This window comes from Microcoleus sp. AS-A8 (genome assembly GCA_039962225.1).
Lineage (GTDB): Bacteria > Cyanobacteriota > Cyanobacteriia > Cyanobacteriales > Coleofasciculaceae > Allocoleopsis.
In genome coordinates, this window is sequence record JAMPKV010000012.1 from 1 (window position 1) to 13340 (window position 13340).

The 13340-nt window shown below is 47.2% G+C and carries 12 protein-coding genes; 8 read left to right on the top strand and 4 right to left on the bottom strand.

The genetic code is table 11. The annotated features are described in order from the left end of the window. Positions 1–186 precede the first annotated feature (186 nt). The 3 genes from NDI48_19635 to NDI48_19645 all read left to right on the top strand — a co-directional run bounded on the left by NDI48_19635 (position 187) and on the right by NDI48_19645 (position 2523). Positions 187–384 (top strand): hypothetical protein, encoded by a 198-nt coding sequence (locus tag NDI48_19635; GenBank protein ID MEP0833381.1) that lies wholly within the window; start codon positions 187–189, stop codon positions 382–384. 132 nt (positions 385–516) lie between these two features. Next, positions 517–1929, top strand: a complete 1413-nt coding sequence (locus tag NDI48_19640) for an ATP-binding protein (protein MEP0833382.1) — start codon at positions 517–519, stop codon at positions 1927–1929. Positions 1930–1959: 30 nt separating this feature from the next. Then, the gene (locus tag NDI48_19645; protein MEP0833383.1) at positions 1960–2523 is read left to right on the top strand and encodes a Uma2 family endonuclease; all 564 of its coding nucleotides are present in this window, start codon (positions 1960–1962) and stop codon (positions 2521–2523) included. Between the two features lie 22 nt (positions 2524–2545). On the opposite strand, the gene NDI48_19650 is transcribed toward NDI48_19645, so the two are convergent. Further along, positions 2546–3889, bottom strand: a complete 1344-nt coding sequence (locus NDI48_19650; GenBank protein ID MEP0833384.1) for a damage-control phosphatase ARMT1 family protein — start codon at positions 3887–3889, stop codon at positions 2546–2548. A 21-nt stretch (positions 3890–3910) separates the two neighbouring features. Between NDI48_19650 and NDI48_19655 the strand changes: the two genes are divergently transcribed. Further along, entirely contained in the window at positions 3911–4180 is a 270-nt protein-coding gene (locus NDI48_19655; GenBank protein MEP0833385.1) for a helix-turn-helix transcriptional regulator, read from the top strand. 7 nt (positions 4181–4187) lie between these two features. Further along, positions 4188–4661, top strand: coding sequence for a GNAT family N-acetyltransferase (locus NDI48_19660; protein ID MEP0833386.1), 474 nt, complete (start codon positions 4188–4190; stop codon positions 4659–4661). Positions 4662–4742: 81 nt separating this feature from the next. On the opposite strand, the gene NDI48_19665 is transcribed toward NDI48_19660, so the two are convergent. The 3 genes from NDI48_19665 to fabI all read right to left on the bottom strand — a co-directional run bounded on the left by NDI48_19665 (position 4743) and on the right by fabI (position 9959). After that, positions 4743–8183 carry an NB-ARC domain-containing protein gene (locus NDI48_19665; GenBank protein MEP0833387.1) on the bottom strand — a complete coding sequence of 1147 codons (3441 nt, stop codon included), beginning with the start codon at positions 8181–8183 and terminating at the stop codon, positions 4743–4745. A gap of 226 nt (positions 8184–8409) precedes the next feature. Next, complete coding sequence (hisB, locus tag NDI48_19670) at positions 8410–8991, bottom strand: imidazoleglycerol-phosphate dehydratase HisB (GenBank protein ID MEP0833388.1); 582 nt, start codon at positions 8989–8991, stop codon at positions 8410–8412. 191 nt (positions 8992–9182) lie between these two features. Beyond that, positions 9183–9959, bottom strand: coding sequence for an enoyl-ACP reductase FabI (gene fabI, locus NDI48_19675; protein ID MEP0833389.1), 777 nt, complete (start codon positions 9957–9959; stop codon positions 9183–9185). Between the two features lie 580 nt (positions 9960–10539). Between fabI and ntcA the strand changes: the two genes are divergently transcribed. The 3 genes from ntcA (at position 10540) to NDI48_19690 (ending at position 13336) form a co-directional block, all read left to right on the top strand. Beyond that, positions 10540–11211, top strand: a complete 672-nt coding sequence (ntcA, locus tag NDI48_19680; GenBank protein ID MEP0833390.1) for a global nitrogen regulator NtcA — start codon at positions 10540–10542, stop codon at positions 11209–11211. Between the two features lie 109 nt (positions 11212–11320). Beyond that, positions 11321–12895: a DUF3084 domain-containing protein gene (locus NDI48_19685; protein MEP0833391.1), complete on the top strand. Its 1575-nt coding sequence runs from the start codon at positions 11321–11323 to the stop codon at positions 12893–12895. Positions 12896–12919: 24 nt separating this feature from the next. Continuing rightward, positions 12920–13336 (top strand): pre-16S rRNA-processing nuclease YqgF, encoded by a 417-nt coding sequence (locus NDI48_19690; GenBank protein MEP0833392.1) that lies wholly within the window; start codon positions 12920–12922, stop codon positions 13334–13336. Positions 13337–13340: the final 4 nt, after the last annotated feature.

Here is a 13340-nt window from a genome sequence, read left to right on the forward strand (position 1 = left end):
GCATCCTGATGAGACGCTTGCTCAAGCGCTCCAGTTTCACTTCAACTAAAGATTTAAGCGATCGCATTTTGGTATTTATTGAATATTTCAACCGAACCCTGGCTAAACCATTTGAGTGGAAGTACGAAGGCTACCCAAAGACGGTTTAGACTGGTGGGTTATTTCTGCCAGCCTGCACTAGCTTATATGTTGGCTAGTCCGCAGAGCGAACGTCCGGTATTCGGCATGGCAACAAACGGTGATGAGTTTGTGTTTTTGAAGCTAAGTCAAGGAAATGCTCCACAATATGACGCATCGCGGACATTTTCACTGTTTCCTCGGCGGCATGAGTTAGGCGGGGTTTTACGGATTTTGAAACGGTTGGGACGGGTAGTGGTGGAGTGAAAGAGAGCCTGTACTGGATAAGGCAACTAGAGAAACGAATTTTCACTACGTTCACTAACACGACAGACGTAGAGTGCATTGCATTGCAATGCAGCAGATGATTACGGTGAACGCTGCGTTACGCTAGTACTCATGTACCGTCACTACTTTATGATCTGGCTTAAAAGTCTAGAGATTCATAGTTACCGTGGATTTGCCGAGGCAGAGATTGTAAACTTTGCACTTCCGAACAATGAACGTGGTAGTGGTCTAACAATCCTAGTTGGACCCAACAATGCTGGAAAATCTACGATTATCGAAGCCCTTCACGCTATATCGCGTCCTCCCCACACTCCTCCGAGCTTTGCTGAGGGTAAGCGAAATAAGCGTGCTGGCGATCGGGTCAGGTTTACAGTTCAAAACTCGGAAGGGCAGTATAAAGAGCTCGCAACCGTGCCTAGAGGTGGCAGTGAGACTCAGTGGAACTCGCCAGATATCGAGCCACTTCATTCTCGAATATTTGTCCTACCGTCTCGGCGAACTTTCAACCCATATTTTGGAAAAGAAGTAATTTTTAAGAAGAGAGAACAATACATAGATAGTTTTCAGCTACCTGCAACACGGGGGTCTGCACTTAACTTTCACTACCGTTTATTTCAGATTCAAGACAACAGGGAAGGCTTCAACAAAATCTTGGAACAAATAATAAATCCTGTACCAGATTGGTACATAGACCAAAGTAATACAGGACAGTACTACTTAAAGTTCCGCACTGGTAGCGAATTCCACACGAGCGACGGAATGGGAGAGGGTCTCGTAAGTCTCTTCTTCATTGTTGATGCACTATATGATTCAAAGCCAGGAAATATCATTGTTATTGACGAACCAGAATTATCTCTCCACCCCTATTTTCAGAAAAGGCTTCGTAAAGTTCTATGTGATTTGGCAAAGGACAGACAGATTATCTTTGCGACACATTCACCTCAACTAATAGACGGGAAGGCAATTGCATCTGGTGCCTCTATTATTAGAGTACGAAAGCGTGAAGATCGCTCTGTCGTCTTTGAACTGACCAATGAAACCAAAAAGAAAATAGGCAACTTTCTTCGAGATCTCAACAATCCCCATGTACTAGGCTTAGATGCAAGTGAAGTTTTCTTCTTAGAAGATGGTGTGATACTGGTTGAAGGTCAGGAGGATGTTATATTCTTTCCGAAAGTCCTTGAGCAACTGGAGATAACAATATCTGGTGATTTTTATGGCTGGGGCGTTGGCGGAGCGCCTAAGATGCCTGTTATTGCCTCTATGTTGCAAGAGTTAGGTTTTGAGCGTGTTGTTGGTATTCTGGATAAAAATATGACTTATATGCAAACTTCACTTGAGCAACAATTCCCACATTATTCATTCGAGGTTATTCCTGCTGATGATGTACGTACAAAGCCTGCTCGGAGTGAGCGTGCTGAGGTGGTAGGACTTCTAGATAAAAATGGCTTGATTCGAGACGACTTTAAACAAAACACAATCAGTATTTTTGAAAGGATAAAACGCGCTTTAAGAACTCCATGAGAAAATTAGAGTAACAACCGCCAAACAGCTATGACGCCTGCATCGGTTAAACCCCTCACCCTTGAAGACTTTCTCAAGCTTCCTGATATCGAGGAATCCCCGGCATGGAAGTACATTAATGGGAATGCGATTCAGAAGCCGATGCCAAAAACGAGGTACTCTCTGTTACAAAAGCGGCTACTGGCTGTCATTGATAGCCACACGGAAGACTATACGGCACTTCCTGAACTTCGTTGTACCTTTGGCGGGCGTTCTGTTGTACCTGATGTTGCAGTGGTGGCATGGAACCGGATTCAGCTGGATGAGGAAGGAGAGCCAGAAGACAACTTTGTCGAACCCCCAGATTGGACAATTGAGATTCTCTCACCCGAACAGAAGGCTAACCGGGTGATTGACAACATTCTGCATTGTCTGCGACATGGCTGTCAGTTAGGGTGGCTCATCGATCCGGACGATCACTCTATCCTCACGTTTAAACCCAAGCAAGAACCTGAAGTATATAGAGCGAGCGCTCGCTTGCAAGTTCTTGAAAGCACTAAGTTAAAGTTAACGGCAGAGCAGGTTTTTGGTTGGTTGAAAATTGTTAACAGGTAACGGCTATCTGAGAAAACGAGGATTAGGGCGCAGCCGTTATAGCTGTTGGATCGACAAATTGAATCACACCCCATTGCCCATTGGTTAACCACTCTGAGTCTTCCTGATTGAGTGCTGCGATCTGCTCTAATCCTAAACCCACTACCAGTTCTGACTTGAGAGTGCGTAGAGCTACCAAGGGTGCTGGAAAGTAGCAGACGATATCTGCAAAAGCCGTTGTAAAAGGCCAGGTGCGATTGCCTAAGCATCGGCGATAATTCGCATCTCCCTTGATTAAAATTAGCGTCGATTGAGCTAACTCTTGCCTTAGGGGTTCGGGCATTTCCCAGAATACTAAGGGAGATGTCCAAAAAGTATCCTCACGGCAGAGCAAACGACCTTGATCCAGATAATCTTGCAATCGTTGCGCCAGGGATTGGACATCCGGATCACGGGTAGTGGCGAGAAACTCGATCGTGTCTTGCACATCTTGAATCATCGCATCCGATACGAACATGGGATGGGATTTCAGGTGCAAGTAAATCACTTCAGCCGCGTGACTTGTGAGCAGAAAGTCCACCACGCATAAATCACAGACGAGTTCCAACCCTGCATTATCCACGATCACATCCATCCGTACCCCCTCAAAGCGAGCCACTCGCTCAGCAATCAGTGCCGTATCATCGACCAAGATGTGATTTTGTTCCAAGTGAATTTCTTGGCTGCTATCCAATTCTCCGGCATCAATCGGCCACAGACTCATATCAGCCCGATTACCCCACAAAACCGAATAGAGTAGAGCAATCAAACTTTTTGGCTCTAGGTTGCCCTGATCATGTTTTGCTTGCTCTATCCAGTGATTGACTCGTGTACTCAGTTCCCGAATGGAAACCAGGGTTGTCTCCAAACCCCTGCGTTTTTGTAGAGCAAATGGATCGACGTCTTGAGTGCTTCCAGCTTGGAAGTAATGGGTTGCCTCAAGGATACGACGGAAGAAGTATGCCTCTGCAAAAAACCAGGGAATGTCTAACCAGCGCTGTCCGATATAGGGTTGAAGATATTGATTCCACTCGCTCAAATCTGGCGCTTCGTCGTCGAGGGAACGCACAATTCCATTGGGCAAAGATTGAATCAGGCTTGCCAAGTTGTTCACAATGGATGTGGGAAAATCGTTTTCATCGATCACCCGTTGGACAATCGCTGGCATTCGCTGAGTTAATGTGAAGTAGGCGAAAGAGCCTTCCTCAGACATCATCATCGGTGGGGGAAGGGGTAATCGGGGCTGCCGAAATGGTGAGCCAAGCAAATTTTCCTGTTCAGTCACGGGTTTACCAGTTTTGACAGATGAGAATGATTTTACAGGTGTATCGAAATCCGATTTACTCACCCCTAATCCAACTGTGCAATCATGTCACAAGCACCACTCAATCCAGAGGAGCCGATATCACCCTTAAAAAGGCTACGGATTCAGGCCGGTCTAACTCAATCTGAACTCGCTCAGCAAATTCCTGACAAAACGGGAACTAAACCCATCTCTCAAAGAGCTGTGAGTGCTTGGGAGAGGGGTGAATATCAACCGGAACTAACAATTCCCCAAATGAAGGCGTTTTGTAGAGCGTTGGGTGTTACTCTCGATGCGTTGCCGGACGATTGCGGTCCGCCAAAGCGTTCATCCTAGAGGCCAAATGACTGAGCAGCCTTTTATTTTACCAATTGGGTGTATTCTGCGTCGAGCTTGTGCCCAGGATATCTGGGCGATTCGCAAATTAGTGCTGAGTGCCAAACTCGATCCGACTCAGGTGCGCTGGTCAAAGTTTTGGGTGATTGAATGTGAGGGGAGTGTTGTTGCTTGTGGACAGTTGCGTAGCTTTGCTCAGGCACAAGAATTGGGGAGTTTAGTGGTTGCATCGGCTTGGCGAAATCGAGGTTTGGGGAACTTTTTAGTTAAGCATTTGATTCAGGAGGCAACCGAACCACTGTATCTGGAATGTTTGGGCAGTCGGTTGGCAACGTTTTATACTCACTTTGGTTTTGTGCCCATTGCTTGGCAAGAGTTACCCCAATCCCTAAAGTGGAAGTTTGGCCTATCTCAATTGGTGTCTAAATTATTGCCGATGATTTCTGTGACCCTCATGCAGTATCAAGGGTTTGGTGAGTGAGTGGGAGTGCGATCGCTAACTTGTAAATCCTACTTGCGATCGCGCTTTCTCCTGACGCATCGCACCCAACTATCCCCATTCTCAAATCTCAACCGCCCCCAGAGTTTTCAACATCGCTTTCTGTGCTTCCGCCAAGCCTGTAACTCCCGTGATATTCATACCTTCATAGGGTCTAGCAGCTATCAGCGTCTTCAGGCACTCACCCGTCTTGACATTCCAAATCTTAACGGTCTCATCTTGGCTTCCACTAACCAGGGTTTGACCATCGGAGCTGAAAGCAACAGACCAAACCTTATCAGTGTGCCCTCGTAGAGTTTGCAGGCATTGCCCAGTGCGAACCTCCCACAATTTCACTGTTTGGTCATCACCGCTACCAACTAAGATTTGACCGTCAGGATTAAAGGTGGCGGACTCTCCCCAACTGCTTTGTCCTTGCAGAGTTTGCAGGCATTGCCCAGTGCCAACTGTCCACAACCTTACCGTTTGGTCGAGACTGCTACTAGCAAGCAGTTGACCATCGAGGCTGAAGGTGATGGACTCTACCCAACCGCTATGACCCTGTAGAGTTTGCAGGCATTGCCCAGTACTAACCTCCCACAGCCGTACCGTTCCGTCACGACTGCCACTAGCCAGCAATTGACCATCAGGACTGAAGGCAACGCACCGCACCTCACTGCTATGATCTTGCCAAACATGGAGGCAATGACCTGTAGTGACTTCCCACAGCCGCACTGTTTGATCGCCACTGCCACTAGCAAGCAGTTGACCATCGGGACTGAAGGCAACGCACTGTACCCAACTGTGATGACCGGGCAAAACATGGAGGCTATGACCCGTAGTAACGTCCCACAACCGCACTGTTTGGTCACCACTGCTAGCTAGAGTTTGACCATTGGGGCTGAAGGCAACGGACTGTACCCCGCCGCTATGACCCTGTAAAGTTTTCAAGCATTGCCCAGTACTAACCTCCCACAACCGCACCTGTTGGTCACCACTGCCACTAGCGATCAGTCGGTCATCCGCGCTTAAGGCAACCGACCGTACCCTATTGGTATAACCCTGCAAAATTCGGAGACATTGCCCAGTGCTGACCTCCCATAGCCTCACGCTTGAGTCATCACTGCTACTCGCTAACGTTTGACCATCGGGACTGAAAGCAATCGATCGCACCTTATTAGTATGACCCTGTAAAATTCGGAGACATTGCCCAGTGCTGACCTCCCAGAACCTCACTGTTGAGTCATCACTGCCACTAGCTAGAATTTGACCATTGGGACTGAAAGCAATTCTACTGATGTCATTATTTTCCTGTAGAGATTTCAGACAATTTCCAGTACTCACCTCCCACAGCTTCACGGTTGAGTCATTACTGCTACTAGCCAAGGTTTGACCGTCGGGACTGAAGGCAAGCGATCGTACCTTTTGAGTATGAGCCTGCAAAATTTGTAGACAATTTCCAGTACTCACCTCCCACAGCCTGACTATTGAATCATCACTGCCACTAGCTAGAATTTGACCATTGGGACTGAAGGCAAGCGATCGCACTTTATCCCTATGACCCTGCAAAATTTGTAGACAATTCCCAGTGTTCACCTCCCACAGCCTCACTGTTTGGTCATCACTGCCACTAGCTAGAATTTGACCACCGGGACTGAACGCAACCCACGTTACCCAATTGCTATGCCCCTGCAAAGTTTGGAGACACTGCCCAGTGTTAATCTCCCACAGCTTCACGGTTGGGTCGCTACTGCCACTAACGGCAAGCAGTTGACCATTGGGACTGAAAGCGATCGATGATATCCAATTGGTATGTCCCTGAAAGGTCAGAATTTGCTGACCATCCCCAACGTGCCAAATCCGAACCTGACCAACGACATCACTTGTGGCTAAAAGTTTTCCATCGGGGCTAAATTCCACTGCTGTAATTTTGTCGAAGGCTTGAGTAAAAACAGATTTGGATAAGTCAGAGTGAGCGAAATTAACATGTTGTAAAGTCATGCCCTGTAGGTAGGCTTGCCAAATTCTCAAATTAGAAAAATCTAAGCCGCTCAAATCTGTTTGGAGTTGGGAAAGTAGATTGAGAATATTTCCACCCGTATACCCAGGTTGATGTGGAGATTGCTCCCGTAGGGTTGTGATAATTTCTCGTAGAGGCACAGAAGCCTTAGCCCCTAAGGTAGTGAGCAACCTTTCTGCAATGGGTTTAAGAATGAGGCGAACTTGAGTTTCCCTTACGTAATCTTTCGCCGTTGCCTTAATCAGAGCCTGACTATTAAAAAGGTCTATTTTCCCTGTTTGAATCTCTGCACAGACTTGCTCAATCAAGCGGTCACTCAGATACTCCATGACAACAGGTTGCAGCGTGAAGAGGGCACTGCTTTTTTCGATGAGCGATCGCCTAACCAAAGACTGCACCGCTTCAATCAACTTTGGCGGCGATGCCAGCGAGACAATATCTTCTCGCAATTCTGATAGTGAAACTGGCTCCCGATTAATTGCCAGCCAGTACATCACCTCCCGCTCCAAATCTGACAGCCGATTAAACTGCTGCTCTAGAAGGTCACGCACTTGCCCAAAAACTACAGAACCTTGCGCTAAAAATTCAGCAATATTGCCATCAAATAATTCTTTAATCGTTGTTGAAATAATCTTTAAGGCAAGAGGGCTACCTTTATAGAATTCAATCAGTTTTATCTGTTCCTCTTCTGAGCCAGAAAGACCTTTGACTTTAAAGATTTCTTCTCCCTCTACCGCTTTCAAACCTTTTAGCTGCAAGGAACGAACTGAGGGTGTTTCGCCTTCAGAGGAAGCAACTTCTTTCGGTTTTTCTCGGCTCGTCAGGACTAAGCAGCTTTGATGGGATGTTCCTCCGACTCGCCTGATTAGCTCACCATAATCCTCATAGCCTTCTCGATACTCTCCTGCATGGTCGCTTCCTTGTAAAATCGATTCGGCATTATCCAGTACGATGAGACAACGTTTCGAGCGTAAATAATCAAGCGATCGCGATATCCTACCGCCTACGGTTTCGGGTAAATCAGTGTCTTGCTGGTTGGACAGAAACTTGATAATGTCTGCCAGGATTTCTTGTATGGGTGGAGCATTGCGGAGACTGCGCCAAATGACATACTCAAACTCATCCTGAATCTGTTGTGCCACCTTGATCGATAGAGTTGTCTTACCGATTCCTCCCATGCCTAACAGTGCCACCAATCGGCAGCGTTCCTGCACAATCCACTGTTCTAACTTGGCAAGTTCTTCGGTGCGTCCATAGAAAACCGAGATATCAACCGCCTCTCCCCAATCTTGACGCAGTTTTGCAGTTCCCCCCTCAGGCGTAGCAACAACAGGAATCGAACTTGAAGGATTCTGAGCCTGCGGTAATTCAGCTGCCTGTTGGGTTACACTCTTTTTCTCACGTTGCTTTTGGATATAGTCGAGCATTTGCACTACGGCAGCAGGAATGCCTACAAGACCAGCAATGATGCCCACTATACCTGCGGCAATTGTTAGGGGATCCATTTTTTAGTAGCCATAGGGACTAGAAGATTAGACAGAATCCTAGCACTTCCCAAAATTGGCGACAGTACCCTCTTGGAGCAAGAATTTATGCTCTCCTACGTTCCGTCGGATTGAAGCGGAGCCAAGTTTACTTTACTTGCTAAACAAGTACCTTGGAGCCAAGACGTTTCTGTTGTGAAGTTGGCAATCCACCACCATACCCAGAAAGGGTTGGTGGTAGAGATTATTACAAAACGCCCTTAGAACTGGGAATCATCCCAGCGCGACGCGGATCGATTTCCACTGCCATCCGGACTGCCCGTGCAAATGCCTTAAATGTTGCCTCAATGATGTGGTGCGAATTAATCCCATCGAGTTGGCGGATGTGCAGCGTCATCTGAGAGTGATTTACCACTGCCACAAAGAACTCTCGCACCAACTGAGTGTCGTAGGTTCCCACACGCTGCGTCGGAATCTCCAAGCCGTAGCTTAAGTGAGGACGCCCGGAAAAGTCGAGGGTAACCTGAACCAACGCCTCATCGAGGGGGGCAAGGAAATGACCAAAGCGAACAATCCCTTTGCGATCGCCGAGTGCCTTCCCTAACGCCATCCCCAGTGTAATCCCCACATCTTCATTGGTGTGGTGGTCATCAATTTCAATGTCCCCCTTGGCCTGCACGTCCAGATCGATCAGCCCATGCGAAGAAATCTGATGCAACATGTGGTCTAAAAATGGGATGCCTGTAGCGGCAGTGCAAGCGCCTGTACCATCCAAATTCAAACTAACCTGCACATCCGTTTCACCCGTGGTACGGCTAACGGTTGCCATCCGTGTGGGGAACCGAGTCTCCTGGTTTTGACTATTGAAACCTGTGTGTTGTGTCAAATTCCCCTTAGGGTTATCGCTGATCTGCATAAAACCTGAGTTCCTGTGCCTTTAACGGAGAGTGGGGTCGAAACTTGGTTAGGTTAACAAGTTGAACGTTTCAACCTTCAACTTTCAACCTTCAACCCTATAATCTACATCCCCATTATTTCGTAACCGGCGTCTACATATAAAACTTGACCCGTCACGCCACTGGATAAATCACTGCACAAGAAAGCCGCCGCATTGCCCACTTCCAGTTGAGTCACCGTCCGCCGCAGGGGTGCCACTTCCTCCACATGATGAATCATATCGAGGATACCTCCAACGGCTGACGAGGCTAAGGTGCGGATCGGGCCTGCTGAAATCGCATTCACCCGAATATTGTTCGGCCCCAGTTCAGCCGCTAGATAACGCACACTCATTTCCAGTCCCGCCTTGGCAATTCCCATCACGTTGTAATTGGGAATCACCTTAACACCCCCCAAGTAGGTGAGGGTGACAATACTACCGCCTTCTGTCATTAAGGGTTTAGCCGCCCCTGCCAATTGAGTCAGCGAGTACGTGCTAATTTCCAAAGCTTGGGTAAAATCAGCCCTGGAAACATTACTAAAGTCTCCCGATAACGCATCCTTACCGGCAAAAGCAAGGCAATGAATCAGAATGTCCAATTTACCCCATTGCTGACCGATCGCCTCGAAGGTTGCGGCGATTTGGGCATCGTCCTGAACGTTACAGGGCAAAAAAATACTAGGGGCGAGGGGTTCTACTAACTCTTTGACCTTTTTCTCAAAGCGTCCTTTTTCATCGGGTAGATATGTGACACCCAAATTTGCACCTGCTTTGTGTAGTTGCTGGGCAATGCCCCAAGCGATGGAGCGATTGTTGGCAATACCAGTGACAAGAGCGTTTTTTCCAGCCAAATTAAGCATAATATTTTATCCTAAAGCTAATTGGATGATTACTTAATCCCTAGTTATCAAATGCGATTATACAGGGTAAGACGGTGTATTATGACTCCAATCCAATGCAGTCACAGAGAGTATGACCGTGTATGATGACCCCACGCTCGGCTTTCGACTTGACAGGTCAATTGGTTCACCTGAAAAGGCAAACCGGAGATCATACGAGGACAGAAGGCAGACCGGAGATCATACGAGGACAGAAGGAAGCATAAGAGAAGTTGGCCCACAACCGAAGGAGTAAGGGGGTGAAGCCTATAAACAAATCTTTGATTTGGTGGCGTCCTCTTGGGAAGGGTCACAATCCCCTTCCAATTAGTACCTTCTGTCTTCCTTCTTTTGCCTTCTGCCTTCTTAAATGACACTTCCACTTCACCAATCTTCCCTAGATTATGTAGCAATTAGTACAAAAAACTAGCTTGGACTCAGATTAAGTATTCTTGGATACATTCAGGAGATTTCACCGATTCGGTTCCAGAGTCTCAATCTTTCCCGGCAATTATTCATAGACACTAAGTCGCCAGGGCGTTGGCAAGAGAGCATATAAATTATGGTCGTTACGCAAAATAGACCGTTAGCAGCAGTGTTCCGTCAGATGGGCGGTGGAGCATTTCCACCGGTGGTTGAAACGTTCGAGCGAGGCAAAACGATTTTTTTCCCAGGAGACCCAGCAGAAAGGGTTTACTTCTTGCTCAAAGGTGCCGTAAAGCTGTCTAGAGTTTACGAAGCTGGGGAAGAAATTACCGTAGCGCTGTTACGAGAAAATAGTGTTTTCGGTGTTCTGTCGCTGATTACAGGTCACCGCTCTGATCGGTTTTATCACGCCGTTGCCTTTACACCCGTGGAATTGCTCTCTGCGCCCATTGACCAAGTGGAGCAATCGCTCAAAGACAACCCAGACCTATCCATGTTGATGTTACGGGGTCTATCCTCACGGATTTTGCAAACAGAAATGATGATCGAGACACTCGCTCATCGGGACATGGGTTCGCGCTTGGTCAGTTTTCTATTGATTCTGTGCCGTGACTTCGGAGTCCCCTCAGCCGAGGGGATCACAATCGACCTGAAGCTGTCTCATCAAGCGATCGCAGAAGCCATTGGCTCAACCCGTGTTACCGTGACTCGTTTACTAGGAGACTTGCGCTCAGAACAAATGATTTCGATTCATAAGAAAAAAATCACCGTTCACAACCCAGTGGTGTTGAGCCAGCAGTTTACCTAACCAGCTTGAGCCATCAATGACCGCATGGGCGCAGTGCTTGGTCAAAAAAAAGAACATGAAGCCCTACAGCCATGAGATAGGCTGTATCTGGACAGACTAAGCGTAGGCGATGACCAGCGGTTATATCCTAATTGTGGCAATTTTGTTGTTGGGGGGGGTAATCGCCACCTTAGGCGATCGCATTGGCACGAAAGTAGGCAAGGCGCGGTTAAGCTTATTTAATTTACGCCCTCGCAAGACCGCCACTTTGGTGACCGTAATTACCGGTAGCCTAATTTCTGCAACAACTTTAGGGATTTTGTTTGCGACAAGCGGCTCAATCAGAGATGGGCTTTTACGACTCGACGAAATCAAAAAAAATCTGAGAATTGCTCGTGGTGAAATCCAGATTATTAATCAGCAGAAGCAGCAGGTCGAGAGTGAATTAACTCAAGCCAGAACCCAGCAATCTCAGGCTCAAAAGCGTCTAGATATCATTAATCAAAATTTCCAGAAAGCTCAAACTCAATTGAAAAATATCTCTGGGCAGGCTACAGTGCTGCGCTCAGAAATTAAGTCACTCTTAGCAGAACGCCAGCAGTTGTTGCAGCAGCGAGATCAACTCACTGAGCAAATTACTCAACTTCAAACTCAAGTTGCTCAATTAAGAGAATCAGTGACTCAGCGAGACGAGGAACTCCTCAAACGAGGTCAAACCATTGAGGAGCGCAATCAGGAACTTACCCGGAAGAATCAAACAATCAAAGAACGCAATCAGGAACTGCAAGAGAAAGCCAGAGCGATTACTGAAAGTGAAGAACGCCTCAAAGAACTGGAACAAGAATTTAAACAAGTGATCGTCCAGCGCGAAGCTCGCTACAAAGAACGGGAAGAAAAATTAAGAGCAGCGATTACCCAGCGCGAAGCTCGTCTCCAAGAACTGGAACAAGAACTCACGCAACAAGAAAACCAACTGGTTGGCCAAGAAAAACAACTTGGCGAACGAGAAAAACAACTCGCTTTTTTACGACAGGAAGTAGAAACACTAGAACAGTACTATCAGAACTATCAAGTGTTGCGTCAGGGGAATGTCGCTCTGGTTCGCGGTCAAGTTTTGGCCTTTGGTGTCGTGCGCGTGGTTGACCCAAAGGCTGCTCCTCAAGCCATTGAACAGCTATTGCGGGAAGCGAATCGCAAAGCCGTTGAAATCACCCACCCCAATAGAACAGATGCCGATGAGCCTCTCGTCAAAATTCCTAAATCACAGGTTGAGTCGTTAATTAATCAGATTAAAGACGGGAAAGACTATGTGGTGCGAATTCTCTCTGTTGGTAACTACGTGGAGGGCGAAAAGGACATACAAGTCTTTGCAGATGCAGTCGCTAATCAAGTCGTCTTTCCGGCAGGCGAACTCTTAGCTACCATTTCTGTCGATGCTTCAACGATGACCAATGAAGAAATCAGGCAGCGGCTCGATCAGTTGCTAGCTGCCGCTCAGTTCCGTGCGCGTCGTGCTGGGATACTGGGTAGTATTCAGATTGGAGATGGTCGCATCATTACGGTGATTAATTTTATTGAACAGCTAGAAAAGTATGGTCAATCGGTAGATATTAAAGCGATCACCCAAGAAACAACCCCTACGGCTGGCCCCTTGAAATTACAGTTGGTCGCGATGCACAATGGACAAGTGATTTTTAAAACATGAATTGTTTAGTAGAGAAGAAATTCCTTGCTTTTAGGCTTCGATCCAGGACGCGATAAATGTGGTTTAGCCGTAATGGGTAAGCAGCAACAGCTCCTTTACCATCAGGTTGTGCCGTCTGCTGATGCGATCGCAACCCTTCAACAGTTGTGTCAGCAATTCTCCATTGCCACCCTAGTGATGGGCGATCAAACGACGGCAAAAAAGTGGAAACAGAAACTTGAGCGCGAGTTATCAGCATCCTTGCCGATTGTTTTGGTCGATGAGCGTTACAGCAGTTTAGAAGCACGCGATCGCTATTGGCAAATGTACCCCCCCACAGGACTGCAACGCCTCATCCCTCAAGGAATGCGCGAACCCCCTCGCCCCATTGATGACATTGTTGCCATCTTGTTAATCGAACGCTATCTGAAGGAATTGGGGATGGAGTCAACTGAAGGCTGAAGCA

Coding starts and splice junctions, on each gene's coding strand:
- fabI (MEP0833389.1), bottom strand. CDS start 9,959: ATGCTTAATTTGGCTGGAAAAAACGCTCTTGTCACTGGTATTGCCAAC.
- NDI48_19645 (MEP0833383.1), top strand. CDS start 1,960: ATGACGCCTGCATCGGTTAAACCCCTCACCCTTGAAGACTTTCTCAAG.
- NDI48_19665 (MEP0833387.1), bottom strand. CDS start 8,183: ATGGATCCCCTAACAATTGCCGCAGGTATAGTGGGCATCATTGCTGGT.
- ntcA (MEP0833390.1), top strand. CDS start 10,540: ATGGTCGTTACGCAAAATAGACCGTTAGCAGCAGTGTTCCGTCAGATG.
- NDI48_19655 (MEP0833385.1), top strand. CDS start 3,911: ATGTCACAAGCACCACTCAATCCAGAGGAGCCGATATCACCCTTAAAA.
- NDI48_19660 (MEP0833386.1), top strand. CDS start 4,188: ATGACTGAGCAGCCTTTTATTTTACCAATTGGGTGTATTCTGCGTCGA.
- NDI48_19685 (MEP0833391.1), top strand. CDS start 11,321: ATGACCAGCGGTTATATCCTAATTGTGGCAATTTTGTTGTTGGGGGGG.
- hisB (MEP0833388.1), bottom strand. CDS start 8,991: ATGGCAACCGTTAGCCGTACCACGGGTGAAACGGATGTGCAGGTTAGT.
- NDI48_19635 (MEP0833381.1), top strand. CDS start 187: ATGTTGGCTAGTCCGCAGAGCGAACGTCCGGTATTCGGCATGGCAACA.
- NDI48_19640 (MEP0833382.1), top strand. CDS start 517: ATGTACCGTCACTACTTTATGATCTGGCTTAAAAGTCTAGAGATTCAT.